This is a genomic window from Acidovorax sp. CF316 (assembly GCF_000276605.1).
In the GTDB taxonomy this organism is placed as follows: domain Bacteria; phylum Pseudomonadota; class Gammaproteobacteria; order Burkholderiales; family Burkholderiaceae_C; genus Acidovorax.
Genome location: NZ_AKJX01000181.1, coordinates 1 through 16,194, shown reverse-complemented (window position 1 = coordinate 16,194; position 16,194 = coordinate 1). Strand labels below are relative to the sequence as shown.

15 protein-coding genes are annotated in these 16,194 nt (G+C 66.7%); 3 read left to right on the top strand and 12 right to left on the bottom strand.

Annotated features, from left to right (window positions below):
* From PMI14_RS22945 to PMI14_RS22910, 8 genes are all read right to left on the bottom strand, one after another.
* A complete protein-coding gene (locus PMI14_RS22945) occupies positions 1 to 294 on the bottom strand; it encodes a hypothetical protein (RefSeq protein ID WP_007857805.1) in 294 nt (97 codons plus the stop codon).
* Positions 295 to 534: 240 nt separating this feature from the next.
* Positions 535 to 948 (bottom strand): VOC family protein, encoded by a 414-nt coding sequence (locus PMI14_RS22940; RefSeq protein ID WP_007857804.1) that lies wholly within the window; start codon positions 946 to 948, stop codon positions 535 to 537.
* Positions 949 to 950: 2 nt separating this feature from the next.
* A complete protein-coding gene (gene glk, locus PMI14_RS22935) occupies positions 951 to 1,922 on the bottom strand; it encodes a glucokinase (protein ID WP_007857803.1) in 972 nt (323 codons plus the stop codon).
* A 193-nt stretch (positions 1,923 to 2,115) separates the two neighbouring features.
* The gene (locus PMI14_RS22930) at positions 2,116 to 3,177 is read right to left on the bottom strand and encodes an ABC transporter ATP-binding protein (RefSeq protein ID WP_007857802.1); all 1,062 of its coding nucleotides are present in this window, start codon (positions 3,175 to 3,177) and stop codon (positions 2,116 to 2,118) included.
* Between the two features lie 15 nt (positions 3,178 to 3,192).
* Positions 3,193 to 4,062, bottom strand: coding sequence for a carbohydrate ABC transporter permease (locus PMI14_RS22925; protein WP_007857801.1), 870 nt, complete (start codon positions 4,060 to 4,062; stop codon positions 3,193 to 3,195).
* Positions 4,052 to 4,936, bottom strand: a complete 885-nt coding sequence (locus tag PMI14_RS22920) for a carbohydrate ABC transporter permease (protein ID WP_007857799.1) — start codon at positions 4,934 to 4,936, stop codon at positions 4,052 to 4,054. Before PMI14_RS22920 ends, PMI14_RS22925 begins: the two co-directional genes overlap by 11 nt.
* 168 nt (positions 4,937 to 5,104) lie before the next feature.
* The gene (locus PMI14_RS22915) at positions 5,105 to 6,223 is read right to left on the bottom strand and encodes a carbohydrate porin (protein ID WP_035205256.1); all 1,119 of its coding nucleotides are present in this window, start codon (positions 6,221 to 6,223) and stop codon (positions 5,105 to 5,107) included.
* 91 nt (positions 6,224 to 6,314) lie between these two features.
* On the bottom strand, positions 6,315 to 7,565 hold the full coding sequence (locus PMI14_RS22910; RefSeq protein ID WP_007857797.1) for an ABC transporter substrate-binding protein: 1,251 nt from the start codon (positions 7,563 to 7,565) through the stop codon (positions 6,315 to 6,317).
* Between the two features lie 238 nt (positions 7,566 to 7,803).
* On the opposite strand from PMI14_RS22910, the gene PMI14_RS22905 reads away from it, so the two are divergent.
* Both PMI14_RS22905 and PMI14_RS22900 read left to right on the top strand, forming a co-directional pair.
* Positions 7,804 to 8,529, top strand: coding sequence for a response regulator transcription factor (locus PMI14_RS22905; RefSeq protein ID WP_007857796.1), 726 nt, complete (start codon positions 7,804 to 7,806; stop codon positions 8,527 to 8,529).
* 9 nt (positions 8,530 to 8,538) lie between these two features.
* On the top strand, positions 8,539 to 9,948 hold the full coding sequence (locus PMI14_RS22900; RefSeq protein ID WP_007857795.1) for a sensor histidine kinase: 1,410 nt from the start codon (positions 8,539 to 8,541) through the stop codon (positions 9,946 to 9,948).
* A 46-nt stretch (positions 9,949 to 9,994) separates the two neighbouring features.
* Here the strand turns inward: PMI14_RS22900 and tal are convergent, their stop codons facing one another.
* The 4 genes from tal to PMI14_RS22880 are packed head-to-tail and all read right to left on the bottom strand — an operon-like array spanning position 9,995 to position 15,311.
* On the bottom strand, positions 9,995 to 10,942 hold the full coding sequence (tal, locus tag PMI14_RS22895; protein WP_007857794.1) for a transaldolase: 948 nt from the start codon (positions 10,940 to 10,942) through the stop codon (positions 9,995 to 9,997).
* Positions 10,943 to 10,967: 25 nt separating this feature from the next.
* The gene (locus PMI14_RS22890; protein WP_007857793.1) at positions 10,968 to 12,032 is read right to left on the bottom strand and encodes an ABC transporter ATP-binding protein; all 1,065 of its coding nucleotides are present in this window, start codon (positions 12,030 to 12,032) and stop codon (positions 10,968 to 10,970) included.
* A 31-nt stretch (positions 12,033 to 12,063) separates the two neighbouring features.
* A complete protein-coding gene (locus PMI14_RS22885) occupies positions 12,064 to 14,298 on the bottom strand; it encodes an iron ABC transporter permease (protein WP_007857792.1) in 2,235 nt (744 codons plus the stop codon).
* Entirely contained in the window at positions 14,298 to 15,311 is a 1,014-nt protein-coding gene (locus PMI14_RS22880; protein WP_007857791.1) for an ABC transporter substrate-binding protein, read from the bottom strand. The genes PMI14_RS22885 and PMI14_RS22880 overlap by 1 nt, the downstream gene beginning before the upstream one ends.
* A gap of 232 nt (positions 15,312 to 15,543) precedes the next feature.
* On the opposite strand from PMI14_RS22880, the gene PMI14_RS22875 reads away from it, so the two are divergent.
* Positions 15,544 to 16,194 (top strand): MurR/RpiR family transcriptional regulator (locus PMI14_RS22875; RefSeq protein WP_007857790.1); only part of this gene is annotated, 651 nt, incomplete at its 3' end.

The following is a 16,194-nucleotide window of genomic DNA, read 5'->3' as shown; positions in this document are numbered from 1 at the left end:
TTACAGAGCGCCGATTTCGCCGGAAGAGATCTGGCCGGTGCGCACAGCGTCAGCAGCCTGGGCACGCACGGCAGCGCGGTCAGCAGTCGACTTGTAGGTCACGACACGCGAACCAGCGGGCTCGATGCTGCGGGTCTGGGCCACGGTGGCGGCTTCAGCGGCCACTTCGGCGCGGGTGCGGTTGGTTTCGAACTTGGTGGCGAATTGCGAAGCATCGGCTTCGTCGGCGTAAGCACCGAAGGAAGCGAAAGCGGCAACAGCGGCGATGGACAGGAAGCGTGCGGTCGTGTTCATGATGAAAATCCTTAAAGTGAAAAAGCGTCTCAAAAAAACCGGAACAAAAACAACTTCGAACCGGGTTCGGTGAGTCGCCTTGCGGGTTCGGCTCATCGATGGGTTGAACTGTACGCCTCACGTGTTCAGAGAAAAACTACCCAGTCGCAAACTGTCTGTTCCAGTTTTGAGAACAATGCGCACAAGAAAAATGCCGCGCAGGACACCCTGGGCGGCATGGCGCTGGACGTAGGAAAGCGGCTATGCCGGCGCTGGCCCCACGAGTTCGATGGGCAGCCCGTCCGGGTCGGCGATGAAGGTGAAAGGACAGCCCGTGAAGGGATCCATGCGCACCGGTTCGGCCGCAACGCCGTGGGCCGCGAGGGCTTGCAGGCTTGCAGGCAGATCGGCCACGCGCAGCGCCAGATGGCGCAGGCCGCAGGCCTCGGGGTAGGAGGGCCGCGGCGGCGCCTCGGGAAAGGAGAAGAGCTCGACCTGTGTGCCATCGGGCAGCGCGAGGTCGAGCTTGTACGACTGGCGCTCGGCGCGGTAGGTCTCGTTCACCACGGCAAGGCCCAGCACCTCGGTGTAGAAACGCTTGGAGCGCGCATAGTCCGACCCGATGAGGGCCACATGGTGCACGCCCGCAAGCGGCAAGGATGGCGCACCGGCCATGTTCAACCGCCCGCGATGTCGAGCGCGCGCGAGGCGCCATAGAGCGCCGGGGTGGCGCTCGGATCGATGATCCAGCAGGGAATGGAAGCGAGGTAGGGCGCAAAACGCCCCTTGCCCTCGAAGCGCTGGCGAAAGGACGACTGGTCGAACCACTCGCCCAGGCGCGGCACCATGCCGCCGCCGATGTACATCCCGCCGCGCGCGCCCAGCGTGAGCGCAAGGTTGCCCGCCACATTGCCCAGGAAGCCGCAGAACAGGTCCAGCGCCTGCAGCGCCAGCGGGTCCTTGGCCTGCAGCGCGGCCTCGGTCACCTGGGCGGCCGAGTTCACCTCGGTGCCACCCGCCCGGGCCACGGTGCGCACCGCGTGGTACAGGTCCACCAGGCCCGAGCCCGAGACGGCGCGCTCGGCGGACACATGGCCATAGCGCTGCTGCAGAACCTGCAACACGTCGAATTCGTGCTGGGTCTGCGCGGCCAGCGTGACGTGGCCGCCCTCGCCCGACAGCGGCACGCCGGCCGGCGAGTGGGGCGGGAACACCAGGCCCGAGACACCAAGGCCGGTGCCGGCCCCCACGAGGCCGATGGCCTCACCCGGCACGGCCTGGCCGCCGCCCACCTGGCGCAGCAGGTCGGGCGTGAGCAGGGGCAGCGCCAGGGCCAGGGCGGTGAAGTCGTTGATGACCACCAGCCGCGCAAAGCCGAAGGCCTCGCGCACCGCCTTCTGCGAAAAGCTCCAGCTGTGGTTGGTCATGCGGATGGCATCGCCCGTGACCGGGTTGGCGATGCCGAAGGCTGCCTCCTGCGGCGCAGCAATGCCCACCTCGGCCAGGTAGGTGCGGATGGCATCGTCCACCGTGGGGTACTGGGCGCACTGCAGCACGCGCGTGTCGTGCAGGGTGTCGTCGCCGGGGTTCTGCCAGGCCAGGCGGATGTTGGTGCCGCCGATGTCGGCGAGAAGGCGTGTTGCGGGCATGGGCATGGGAGGCAATGCATCCACTGGAACACAGCAGACGCGTCACCCCAAAAAAGAGTGGCGGATGGACGGCAGGACCGGTGCAAGACCTGTTTTTACCCCAGAACACCGCAAGCGGGCGGGTCAAAGTCCCCATGTACCAAGGCCGAAGGGAGGGCACTGCGAGCGCAGGCCCTGTCCTTTGGCCTGGCCGTCACGCGATGCGCTGTTCCGTACCGGTGTCGAACCAGTGGGCATGCGCCGGGGCCACAGCCAGGCCCACGCGGTCACCGGGCTTCACGCGGGTCTGGGCATCGGTGCGCAGCGTCATGCTGCCGGCGGCGGTATCGACCATCACATAGGTGTCCGGGCCAGTGGGCTCGACCACGCTGACCTCGCCGCGCCAGGGCGAGGCGTCCTGCAGCACCAGGTGCTCGGGGCGCACACCCAGCATCACCTCGGGCGCGGCCTGCGGCGCGGCCAGGTCCAGCGACACACCCTGCACCGCGAACTGCCCCGCCGCCTGCGTGCCGCGCAGCAGATTCATGGTGGGCGAGCCGATGAAGGTCGCCACATAGGTGTTGGACGGGTGGTTGTAGATCTCGTCGGGTGTGCCCAGTTGCTGCACCACGCCGCCCTTCATCACGGCGATGCGCGAGCCCAGGGTCATGGCCTCGACCTGGTCGTGCGTCACGTACACGCTGGTGATGCCGCTGGCCTGGTGCAGGCGCTTGATCTCGGCACGCATCTCCACGCGCAGCTTGGCGTCCAGGTTGGACAGGGGCTCGTCGAACAGGAACAGCTGCGGCTGGCGCGCCAGGGCCCGGCCCATGGCCACGCGCTGGCGCTGGCCGCCCGACAGCTGGCTGGGCCGGCGGTCCAGCAGGTGGCTGATCTGCAGCATGGCAGCCACTTCGTCGATGCGCTTTTGCCGCTCGGGCTTGGGCATCTTGCGCATTTCCAGCGCAAAGCCGATGTTGTCTGCCACGCTGAGCGTGGGGTACAGCGCATAGCTCTGGAACACCATGGCGATGTCGCGGTCGCGCGGAGGCATGCCCACCACGTTCTTGCCGGCGATGCGGATCTCGCCCTCGGTCGGTTCGTCGAGCCCCGCGATGATGTTGAGCAGCGTGGACTTGCCGCAGCCCGAGGGGCCCACCAGGATCAGGAACTCGCCCGGAGCGACCTGGATGTCGATCTTGCGCAGCACCTCGACACTCTTGTCGCCCTTGCCGAAACGCTTGTTGATGCCCGCGATATCCAATGAAGACGCCATGATTGCTTAACCTCTTTAACCCTTGACCGCACCGGCCGTCAGCCCGCGCACGAAAAATTTGCCCGCCAGCACATAGATCACCATGGTCGGCAGGCCCGCGATGATGGCGGCCGCCATGTCCACGTTGTAGGCCTTGACGCTGGAACTGGTGTTGGCCAGGTTGTTCAGGCCCACCGTCACCGGCTTGGAGTCGGTGCCCGAGAACACCACGCCGAACAGGAAATCGTTCCAGATGTTGGTGAACTGCCAGATCAGCGTGACCATGATGATGGGCGTGGACAGCGGCAGCACGATGCGCCAGAAGATCTGGAAGAAGCTCGCGCCGTCCATGCGCGCGGCGTTCACCAGCTCCTTCGGTATCGCCGCGTAGTAGTTGCGAAAGAACAGCGTGGTGCCGGCCAGGCCCGCCAGGCAGTGCACCAGCACCAGGCCCGTGATCGAGCTCGACAGCCCGAGCCAGCCGAGCACCTGGCTCATGGGCAGCAGCACCACCTGGAAGGGCATGAACACGCCGAACAGCAGCATGCCGAACAGCGCGTCGCTGCCGCGGAACTTCCACAGGCTGAGCACGTAGCCGTTGAGCGCACCCCACACCGTGGAGACCAGCACGGCCGGCACGGCCATGGCCACCGAGTTCCAGAAGAAGGGGCGCAGGCCGTTGCAGTCCACACCCGTGCAGGCGCTGGACCAGGCGGTGCTCCAGGAAGACAGGTTCAGCGAGGCGGGCAGGGCCAGCAGCGCGCTGCTGCGGATCTCCTCGGCATCCTTGAACGAGGTGACCAGCATCGCGTACAGCGGCAGCAAAAAGAAGGCGGTGGCCAGGGCCAGCACCGCATAGACCAGCAGGCGGCCCACGGAAGGAAACAAGGAAGGCTTAGCGGTCATGGGGTTTGCTGCGCAATTCGCTGTACAGGTAGGGAATGACCAGGGCGGCCACGGTGGCCAGCATCATGGTGGCGCTGGCCGCGCCCAGGCCGATCTGGCCGCGCGAGAACGACATGGTGTACATGAACGTTGCGGGCACGTCGGTGGCATAGCCGGGCCCGCCGGCCGTGAGCGCCATCACCAGGTCGAAGCTCTTGATCGCCAGGTGCGACAGCACCATCAGCGTGGAAAAGAACACGGGGCGCAGCGCTGGCAGCACGATGCGCCAGTAGATGCGCGGCAGCGAGGCACCATCGACCTGGGCAGCCTTGATGATGCTGTCGTCGATGCCGCGCAGGCCGGCGAGGAACAGCGCCATCGCAAAGCCCGCGCTCTGCCAGATGCCGGCGATCACCACGCAATAGATGGCCATCTCGGTGTCCACCAGCCAGCCGAATTCGAAATTGGGAAAGCCCCAGTCGCGCACCATCTTCTCGATGCCCAGGCCCGGGTTGAGCAGCCACTTCCAGGCCGTGCCGGTGACCACGAACGACAGCGCCATGGGGTACAGGTAGATCGTGCGCAGCGCGCCCTCGGCGCGGATCTTCTGGTCCAGCAGCACGGCCAGCGCCACACCGATGGCCAGTGAGCCGCCCACGTAGCCCACGCCGAAGATGCCCAGGTTCTTGAGGGCCACCCACCAGCGGTCCATCTCCCACAGGCGTTCGTACTGCGCCAGGCCCACCCATTCGTAGTTGGGCAGCATGCGCGATGCGGAGAGGCTCAGCACGCCGTTCCACACCATCAGGCCGTAAATGAAGGCAAAGCCCAGCACGAAGGCTGGCGCGACGACCAGCTTGGGCAGCCAGGATTCAAAGGAGTTCTTGGTCGTCATTGCAAAAGAAGCATCGGGTGCATACGCAGGCTGGGACATGGGCGACGGCCACGCCGTCCATCATCACGTCAACAGGAAAAACAACAAGGAAAAAAGGGGGGCACACAGGGAGTGCCCCCCAAGAACAAAGTCACCTCTGACTTAACTCGCTCTCACACTCACTCCCTCTTACCACCAGATCTCGTACTGCACACCCACCAGCGTGCGCGAGGTCTTGCCGTTGGCACCGAAGGTCGCGGCATTCGCAACCGCCGCCGCCTGGTTCCAGTTGGCCTTGGTCACGTACAGGCGCAGCTCGGGGCGCGACCAGAAGTCTTCGTTCATGGCCAGGGCGCCGGCCAGCGTCACCTTGCTCAGGCGCTGGTCAGGACCCGTGCCCTTGCGCGTGGTGGTCGACACTTCGGCCAGGGCCTTGAAGTTCTTCGAGAGGGCGTACGAACCGCGTCCACCCAGCGAGAAGTCCTTGGTCTCCACATTCGTCAGGTCGGTCTTGTTGGTCTGGTAGCCAATCAGGGCCTGCCCGCCGAAGGGGCCGCTTTGCCAGTTGATGGAGTCGGCGATGCGCGTGGAGCGGCGGCCAGGACGGGTGCCGTCGATGGCTTCGAACTCACCGTCGATGCGGGCATGGCCGCGCGAGCCCTGCAGGTACAGGGTGTTGCTCACGCCGGACAGCAGGAAGTCCTTCTGGGTGTGCATCAGCGAGATGCCCGAACCCGAGCCGCCGTTGACCTGGTTCTTGCCGCCCACCGCGGTCAGCAGCACGCGCAGCTTGCCGTTGGGGTTGGTGTTGATCTCGGACAGGTCGACGTTCAGGCGGTGTGCCTTGACGTCGTTGGGCAGGTTGCCGTCGAACTTGTCGCCCGAGAACACGCCCACGCCGAGCTTCATGCCGCCGATCGGCACGTCGGTCACGCCGGCACCGACGTTGTCGCCGTAGTTCAGCAGGAAGTAGTCGACGATGTGCACGTCCTGGATACGCAGGCGGCGCTGGCCGACCCAGAACTTGGCTTCGGGCGAGAACGACAGGCCGCTCATTTCCACATAGGCCTGCTCGGTGCTGATGTCACCACTGCCCCACTTGGCGGGCATGTAGTTCACCTTCCACTTGACGCCACCGGCCTCGAAACTGCGGGCGAAGTTGACTTCGATGCCGTTGTCGCCTTCGTTGCCCAGGCGGTACTTCTGCAGCTCGCCGCCGAGCGACAGGTTGCCCTTGACGCCGTCGGAGTGGTTGAACACCGGGCCACCCCGCGAGTAACCGTTGAACTCGAAGCCGGCAACATCCATTGCCATGGCGCTACTCATCGCGCATGCGGCGGCCAAAGCCACCGCCGTGAGGCGGTTTCTTTTCATCATGATGGGATCCCTCAGTGTTGGTTTACTTGGTCTTCGCGGCGGTCGCGATCTTCTTCATGGCGTCGGCGACGCTCACCTTGTCGTCATTCCAGAACTGGCTGACGGCGTCCTTGATGGCACCTTCCGTGGCGGGTGCGATGGCCATGCCGTGGGCCACGCTGGGCAGCAGGCTGGCGCTCTTGGCGGTGTCGACGAAGTCCTTGGCGGAGGCCTTGGCACAGTCGTCGAACTTGTCCATCTTCTGGCCGGCGCGCACCGGGATGGAGCCCTTGTTCAGGTTGAACACTTCCTGGAACTCGGGGCTCATGATGGAGCTGGCCAGGTCGCTCTGCGCCTTTTGGGCAGCTGCGTCCTTGAGCTTGAACAGGATGAACGAGTCCACGTTGAAGGTGTAGGACGTGGTCGTGCCCGGCGCTGCGGCGCACAGGAAGTCCTTGCCCGGCGCCTTGTTGGCGGCCAGGAACTCGCCCTTGGCCCAGTCACCCATGAGCTGGAAGCCCGCCTTGCCCTGGATCAGCATGGCCGTGGCCAGGTTCCAATCACGGCCCGGTGCGCCGGAGTCGGTATAGGACTTGATGCGGCGGAAGGTCTCGAGCGACTTCTTCATGGTGTCGCTGTTGAGGGCCTTGTCGTCGAGCTTGACCAGGGCATCCTGGTAGAACTTGGGGCCGCCGACGCCGAGCACCACCGATTCGAAGGTGGTGAAGTCCTGCCAGTTCTGGCCGCCGTGGGCCACGGGCACCAGGCCTGCGGCCTTGAGCTTGTCGGCTGCGGCGAAGAACTCGTCCCAGGTCTTGGGCATGGCGGTCACGCCGGCCTTCTTCAGGGCCTCGGAGCTGCCCCACATCCAGTTGACGCGGTGCACGTTGACGGGGGCGGCCACGTAGGCGCCCTTGTACTTCATGATGTCGGCGACCACCTTGGGCAGCAGCTCGTCCCACTTCTCGGCCTTGGCCAGCGCATCCATGTTGGCCAGCACGCCTTCGGAGGCCCACTCCTGGATGGCCGGGCCCTTGGTCTGGGCGGCCGATGGCGGGTTGCCCGAGATCACGCGGCTCTTGAGCACGGTCATGGCGCTGTCGCCACCACCGCCGGCCACGGCGAAGTCACGCCAGGTATGGCCCTTGCCCTGCATGATCTTCTTGAGCTCGGCCACCGACTTGGCTTCGCCGCCCGAAGTCCAGTAGTGCAGAACCTCCACTTCCCCTGCACCGGCGGTCGCCGATGCCGCCAGAACCGCCGCGACGGCGGCGACTTTTGTCAACTTCCACATACCCATGTCTCCTCGTTTGTGTGAGTCCGTTTGTGCGCCGGCTGACCCATGCCGGTCAGCGCAGTCGGTACTTTAATTACAATAATTAATGAACATATCAGGGCTTTCCCGGGGTGTGCGTTACACGCCAATGGAATTCCACTGTTATCGAATTACGACGCCGCCTGCGCCTCGGTGCTTTCCCTGCTGTGAACACTCCCCCGCGCCTGCGCGAAGGACCCTTTGCTATCCTCTATCCATGGCCACCCTATTGATAGTCGAAGACGATGCCTTGCTGCTGGACGCCTTGACGGGCCAGCTCCAGCAACTGGATTTCAACGTGTGCACGGCCTGCAGCGTGGCCGAGGCCACCGCCGTGCTGCAAAGCCAGGCGGTGGACGGCATCATCCTCGACCTGGGCCTGCCCGGTGCCGACGGCATGGAGCTGCTGACCTGGGCGCGCACCCACATTGCCGGCCTGCCGGTGTTGATTCTCACCGCGCGCGACGGCATCGATGACCGCATCCACGGGCTGAATGCCGGGGCCGACGACTACATCACCAAGCCCTTCAACATGCAGGAGCTGCAGGCCCGCCTGCAGGCCATGCTGCGGCGCGCGCGACAGCCCGCATTCACGCAGGCCAGCAGCGCCTCTGGCGGCCCCAGCACCGCCATCGGCAGCCTGCAGATCGACCATGGCCAGCGCAGCGCCGTGCTCGGCGGTGAGCCGCTGGAGCTCACGCAGCGCGAATGGGAGCTGCTGGAATTGCTGGTGAACCGCTGCGGCGAAGTGGTCACACGCGACGACGTGCTTGCCGCCTGGCGTGCCGGCCCGCCCGAGCCTGGGCAGGCGGCGGCCGCACCACTCAACTCGAATGCGCTGGAGGTCTACGTGCACCGCCTGCGCAGGAAGCTCGACGCCTCGAACCTGGTGATCCGCAACATCCGCGGGCTGGGCTACATGCTGGCCAGGCCTGCCGAGTAGACCGCGTCCATGCGCCCCATTCCCGGTGTTTCCCTGCAACGCAAGCTGTTGCTGTGGCTGCTGCTGCCCCAGCTCGTGCTGTGGCTGTCGGGCGGCTTCCTGGCCTGGCGCATTGCGCTGCAGAACGGCGAGAAGGGCATCGACCAGACGCTGACCCAGTCGGTGCGCGCGCTGGCGCGCCAGATCAAGCCTATCGGCGATGGGCTGCTGGTCGACTTTCCGAAGGCCGCGCAGGACATCCTGGAGCAGGACCCGGCGGATCGCATCACCTACATGGTGTCATCGCCGCCGGGCCGTTTCCTGCTGGGTAATGCACAGTTGCCACCGCCGCCGCCGGTGGACGTGGCGGTGGGCGACCCGTTCCTGTACCAGGCGCGGGTGGACGACCGTCCGGTGCGCGTGGCCCTGCTCGACGTGGATTACGGCACGCCGCAGACGCGCCAGCGCCTGCGCGTGCAGGTGGCGCAAAGCCTCACGGTGCGCGAGCGCATCGCGCAGGAGCTGCTCGAGCAGATGCTGCTGCCCATGGGCCTGATGGGGCTGGCACTGAGCGCCGTGGTGTATGCCGGCGTGCTGCGCGGCCTGCAGCCCCTGAAGCGCCTGGAGGCGCAGATCGAAAAGGCCGGTGCCCGCAAGCGCAACACGGCCGACCCCTTGCCGCCCATCGAACTGACCTCGGCGCCGCAGGAGGTGCACTCGCTGGCCAGCACCATCAACGCCTTGCTGGAGGCCGTGGCGCGCGGCCAGCAAAAGGAAAAGCGTTTCCTCAACGATGCCGCCCACCAGTTGCGCACGCCGCTCGCGGGCCTGATCGGCCAGACCGAACTGGCACTGCACGAGAGCCGCGAGCCGGCTGTGCAAGAGAGGCTGCACAAGGTGCTGTCGGCTGCGCGGCGCAGTGCCCACCTGGTGCACCAGCTGCTGCAGCTGGCGCGCTCGGAAAGCAGCGTGGCCATGCAGACCCTGGACCTGCCTGCCCTGGCGCGCGAGGTGGCCCGCGACTGGGCTGCACGTGCCGTGGCCAGCGGCGTGGACCTGGGCTACGAGGGCGAGGAACAACTGGCCGTGCAAGGCCACCCGTTGCTGCTGCGCGAGGCGCTCAACAACCTCATCGACAACGCCCTGCACTACGCAGGCCATGGCGCCACGGTGACGGTGCGGGTGGACATTGCGGGTGCCGGCCTGGCCACCCTGGCCGTGGAAGACGATGGCCCGGGCGTGGAGCCGGCCCACCTGCGTGACCTGTTCGCGCGTTTCTGGCGCGGCTCGGACAAGCCCGGCGGCTGCGGCCTGGGTCTGTCCATCGTCGAGGAAATCGCACTCCAGCACGCAGGCCAGACCTTCGCCGAGCCCGTGGTCCCGCATGGCCTGCGGGTGGGCCTGAAGGTGCCGCTCAGCGCGGCACCGCTGCGGGCCTGACGGGGTTGAGTTCGTCCGTCCGCAGGGCGCGTGGCGCCCTGCGGAGTCAGGCCGCGAGGATCAGCTTCTCCAGCTTCACGGCATCCACCGCAAAACCGCGGATGCCCTCGGCCAGCTTCTCGGTGGCCATGGCGTCTTCGTTGAGCGCATAGCGGAAGCCCGCCTCGTCGTAGTTCACGACCGGCAGATCCAGGGTCTTGGCGGCCGCCGCATCGAGCGCCGGGGCCAGCGGGGCGTCGCTGGCGGCCAGCTGGGCCAGCAGGTCGGGGGCGATGGTGAGCAGGTCGCAGCCGGCCAGCGCGGTGATCTGGCCGGTGTTGCGAAAGCTCGCGCCCATGACCTCGGTGGCGATGCCGAAGTGCTTGTAGTGGTTGTAGATCTGCGCCACGGACTGCACGCCAGGGTCGTTCGCACCCGAGCGCGCGGCCTCATCCCACTGGGCGCCGGCCTGCTTCTTGTACCAGTCGTAGATGCGGCCCACGAAGGGCGAGATCAGCTGCACCTTGGCCTGGCCGCAGGCCACGGCCTGGCAGAACGAGAACAGCAGGGTGAGGTTGGTGTGGATGCCGCGCTGCTCGAGCTTTTCGGCCGCCTGGATGCCTTCCCAGGTGGCGGCGACCTTGATCAGCACGCGGTCGATGTGGATGCCCTCGGCCTGGTACAGCTCGATGATGCGCTCGCCGCGCGTGATCGTGGCCTCTGTATCGAAGCTCAGGCGCGCATCCACCTCGGTGGAGACACGGCCCGGGATCGTGTCCAGGATCTCGCGGCCGAAGCGCACGATCAGGCGGTCGATGATCTCGTCCATGGGCCGGCCACGGAACTGGTTCACCGTGTCCGTGAGCAGCGGTGCGTACTCGGGCTTTTGCACGGCCTTGAGGATCAGCGACGGGTTGGTCGTCGCGTCCTGGGGCTGGAACTGGGCCAGCTGCTTGAAGTCGCCGGTATCGGCAACCACGGTGGTGAACTGTTTGAGGGCGTCGAGTTGGTTCATGCCCCCATTATTCCCGATCGCCGCGTCAGGGGCCTGTACTACCAACCACCGATACGCCGTGCACGCCCAGGGCGAGCTGCACCGCATCGCCGACGGCCAGCACATCGCCCAGGTCGGAGGAGACGACAAAGATGCTGCCCAGCGCCGTCTCGAAGGTGTATTCGTACACGGCGCCCAGGTAGGCACGCTTGCGCAGCGTGGCGGGCAGCAGGCCTTCGCCGGCACGCTGGATGCTCCAGGCCTCGGGGCGCACCGCCACCTTCACCGGGCCCGGCGCGGCCGCGGTGCGCGGGCGTATCACCAGCGGGCCGAGCTGCACCGAGCCATCGGCCAGCGCGGTGCCGGGGAACAGCATGGCCTCGCCCATGAAGCCCGCGACAAACTCGGTGCGCGGCGCTTCGTACAGCGCCTGGGCGGTGCCGCTCTGCGCGATCAGGCCCTGGTCCATGACGATGATCTGGTCGCTCACGGCCATGGCCTCGGCCTGGTCGTGCGTGACGTAGGCCACCGTGAGCGACAGGCGCTGCTGCAGCGCGCGGATCTCCTCGCGCATCTCGCGGCGCAGCCGCGCATCGAGGTTGGACAGCGGTTCATCGAACAGCAGCACCTCGGGCTCCAGCACCAGGGCGCGAGCCAGCGCCACGCGCTGCTGCTGGCCACCCGAGAGTTCGCTGGGCAGGCGATCGTCATAGCCCACCAGCCCCACGCCGCGCAGCGCATCGACGGCCTTGCTGCGCGCCACCTCCTTGGCCAGGCCGGACATGCGCAGGCCGTAAGAGACGTTCTCTACCACGTTCATGTGCGGGAACAGCGCATAGCTCTGGAACATCATGCTCACGTTGCGCTGGGCCGGGCCCAGCGTGGTGACGTCCCGGCCGCCGATGAAGATCTCTCCCGATGTGGGCGATTCGAGACCGGCGATCATGCGCAGGGTGGTGGTCTTGCCACAGCCCGAGGGGCCCAGGATGGTGGTCAACGTGCCGCGCGGCACCTCGAAGCTGATGCCCCTGACCACCAGCGCCGCCGAGGCATCGGCCCCGTAGCGCTTGGTGATGTTGCGAAACACGATACCCGCGCCGCTGTTGTTCATGGTGTCATTTCTCTCAGCATTCAGCATGGGTTCAGTGGGGGGCGGGCATGGCGGCAGCGCCCGCGCGCCGGCCCAGCTTGCGCTCGCCCACCAGCCACTGGATCAGCGCGATGGCCAGCGACATCAGCACGATCAGCACCGTGCAGTAGGCCAGGGCCACGCCGTAGTCGCCGTTGCCCACGCGGCCGATGATGTAGGTGGTGGCCAGCTCGTTCTCGGCAGTGACCAGGAAGATCACCGCGCTCACGGTCGTGATGGCACGCACGAAGCTGTAGACCAGCGCAGCCACCAGGGCCGGCTTGAGCAATGGCAGCACCACGTGGCGCAGGGTCTGCACGCTGCCGGCACGCAGCATCAGCGAGGCCTCGTCGAGCGAGCGGTCGAGCTGCTTGAACGCCGCCGTGCCGGCGCGCACGCCCACCGGCAGGTTGCGGAACATGAAGCACAGCACGATGATCAGCGCCGTGCCCGTGAGCTCGAACGGCGGCACATTGAAGGCCAGGATGTAGCTCACCCCCAGCACCGTGCCCGGGATGGCGAAAGCCAGCAGGGCCGAGAACTCGAAAGCCCCCTGTCCCTTGAACTCGGTGCGCGCCAGCAGCCAGGCAATGCCGATGCCCAGCGCCGCCGTGAGCGGCGCCGACAGGGCAGCCAGCTTGATGGTGGTGAAGAACGAGTTCCAGGCCGTGCCGGCCCACACCACACCGAACTCGCCCCACTCCATGTTGAACGCGGTGCGAAAGTGGTTGAGCGTGATGGTGTAGTCGCGCCCCCAGGTCTGCACAAAGCCGCCAGCCAGCGCGAACAGGTAGACGATGAGCGTGAAGGCCATCCACGGCAGCGCCACCGAATGCACCACGCGGCGCACGCCCGTGGGCAGCGGCATGGCGATGCCTGCATCGCCCTTGCCCGAGACGGTGGTGAAGTTCTGCCGCCCGAGCAGCGCGCGCTGGATGGCGAACACCGCCAGCGCGAACAGCGTGAGGATCCACGCCAGCGAGGCCGCACGCCCCTGGTCGTACTGCGCGCCGACGATGGCGAAGAAGATCTCGGTGGACAGCACCGAGAACTGGCCGCCGACCACGATGGGGTTGCCGAAGTCGGCCATGCTCTCGATGAAGCCCACCAGGAAGGCATTGGCCAGACCGGGCTTGAGCAGCGGCAGGGTCACCGTCATGAAGGTCTGGTGCGGGCTGGCGCGCAGGGTCTGGGCCGCCTCTTCGAGGCTGGGTGCCACGCCCTGCACCACGCCGCGCATGATCATGAAGGCAATGGGCGTGAAGGCGAAGGTCTGCGCCACCCACACGCCGAGCCAGCCGTAGAACCAGCGCGAGGGCGTGATGCCGAAGGCGTATTCGAGGAGCTGGTTGAACACGCCTGCGCGGCCGAACAGCAGGATCAGCCCCAGGCCCACGACGAAGGGCGGCGTGATGATGGGCAGCAGCGCCACGATGTTCAGCGGCCGCGCGTAGCGGCGCGAGGCGCGCTCGGCCATCAGCGCCATGAAGGTGCCGAGCAAGGTGGTGCTGGCCGCCGTCATGAGGCCCAGGAACAGCGTGTTCCAGGCCACGCCGCAGCGCTGGCCGCCGGCCAGGCAGGCCAGGCCGAAGTTGCGCTCATGCGCCACGCGCTCCCACATCACGGCCAATGAGAACGGCCCGTCTTCCAGGAAGAAGGCGCCGCTGAGCGCCTTGAGCACCGGGAACACGATGAACAGCGCCAGCAGGCTGCCCATGCCAAGCACGGCCGCCGCCACGAACAGGTCGCCCTTGAAGTAACCGCGCCGCGCCACGCCGAACGACGCCAGCACCAGCAGGGCCGTGAGCACCACGAAGCCGCCCCAGCCCACGCCGGGCTGGCGCATGGCCAGCTCGCCGAAGCTGGTATTGAGCCAGTCGAAGGCCCAGCCGCTTGCACCGATGGCAAAGCCGCTGACCAGCAGGGACGCCAGGCCCAGGCCACCGCCCAGCACCAGCCAGCCGCCCTGCCTGCGCCCGGCGGGCAGCAGCGCGCCCACGCTGGCGATCGCCAGGCCCAGCAGCGCCAGCCACAACCAGGGCCGCCCGAAGGCAGCGGCCTGCATGAGCCCGCTGCCCGTCTGCGCCTGGCTGAAGACCTGGCCCAGCACGGTGAGGCCATTGGCATCCTGCTGGGCATACCAGGGCAGCGCCACGTAGCCCGCCAGGCCCAGTGCCAGCCACACCCACAGCGACTGGTTGACCGCCGGCCTGCCGGCCAGTGGCGCCTGCAATGCGTGCGCCGACATCAGCGCCCGGCGTTCTGGACGTCTTTTTCCCAGCGCGCGATCAGGCGGCGGCGCTCGGCGCTCGCGCCGTACTTGGCGTAGTCGTAGTTGATGAGCTTCATCTTGGCCGGGTCCGTCATGCGGGGATCCCGGGGCACCTGGGTGTTGCTGGGCAACTGGAACTGCTTGGCCGCCAGGCCGAACTGCTGGCCGCCAGGCGTGAGCGCCCACTCATAGAACTTCTTGGCCGCCTCGGTGTTGGGGCCATTCTTGACGATGCTCATCGAACCCACCTCGGCGCCCGTGCCTTCGGACGGCGTGGTCGAGCCCACGGGAAAGCCGTTGACGGCCTCGGTGGTCACGTCGTGCACGAAGCTCACCGACACCGTGGTCTCGCCGCGCGCGGCCGCCTTGACCGGTGCCGTGCCGGAGCGGGTGTAGGCGCTGATGTTGGGATGCAGCGCCTTGAGGTAGTCGAAGGCCTTCTCCTCGCCCATGATCTGTACCAGTGTGGCGATCATGGTGTAGGCCGTTCCGCTCGAAGCGGGGTTGGCCATCTGCACCTCGCCCTTGAACTCGGGCTTGAGCAGGTCGGCCCAGGACTGGGGCGGATTGAGCTTGCGCTTGGCCAGCAGTTCCTTGTTGTAGCCAAAGCCCAGCGGGCCCAGGTAGACACCCACGGTGCGGTACTTGGAGTCGGACGCCTGTTTTTGCGCCCAGGGGTACAGCTGCGTGAGCTGTTGGGACTTGTACTCGAGCGTCAGGCCCTGCTCAGCCGCCTGCAGATGCGGGTCGCCCGTGCCGCCGAACCAGATGTCGGTCTTGGGGTTGGCCTTCTCGGCATTGAGCTGGGCCAATGCCTCGCCCGAGCCCTTGGCCGTCATGTTGACCTTGGTGCCGGTGGTCTTGGCATAGACGGTGGACATCAGGTTGCACCACTCGGCCTGCACGGAGCAGATGATGTTGACCTGGCCCTGTGCCAGGGCGCCGGAAGCCGCCAGCGCCAACGCAGTGCCCGCAAGGAATTTCTGCATGGAGTCTCTTTCTGTAATTGTTTGTTTAGTGACAGTTTAATGACAAACATCCTACGGTGGCCCCTTCGAGGCGACCAGCGGGATTACACGAAGGCAGGCGCTCACACCCGTGTACCGCCGCCCGGGTGGCATCAGGGTTTCATGCGCTCCCCCCAATCGATGAAACCCAGTTACCATTGATCGCAACCATTCCAACCAGCCATGAACATGGTGCCCCCGAGGACCTGCCAGCGTGCTTGACCGCATCACCGCCTCCCTGTCGTCCCTCGCCCCTGCAGAGCAGCGCGTGGGCAAGCTCGTGCTGGCTGACCCGCGCAGCTTTGCGCGCCTGCCCGTGCGCGAGCTGGCCGAACGCGCCCATGTGAGCAAGCCCACCGTGGTGCGGTTTTGCCGCAGCATGGGCTATGACGGGCTGGCCGACTTCAAGCTCAAGCTCGCAGGCAGCGTGAGCGAAGGCGTGCCCTTCATCCACCGCAGCGTGGATGCGGACGACAAGACCGGCGACGTGCTGGTGAAGGTGGTGGACAACGCGGTGGCCGCCTTTTTGCAGTACCGCAATGCCGCGAGCACCGTGGCGCTGGAGCGTGCGGCCGAAGCCATTGCCGCCACCTGGAAGACCGGGCGGCGCATCGAGTTCTATGGCGTGGGCAACTCGGGCATCGTGGCACAGGACGCGCAGCACAAGTTCTTCCGCCTGGGCGTGACCTCCATCGCCACCAGCGATGGCCACATGCAGGTGATGAGCGCCACCCTGCTCGGCCCGGGCGACTGCCTGGTGATCGTCTCCAACTCGGGGCGCACGCGCGACCTGATGGATGCGGCCGATATCGCGCGCAAGAATGGCGCAACCACCATTGCCATCACGGCCAGCGGCTCCCCCCCC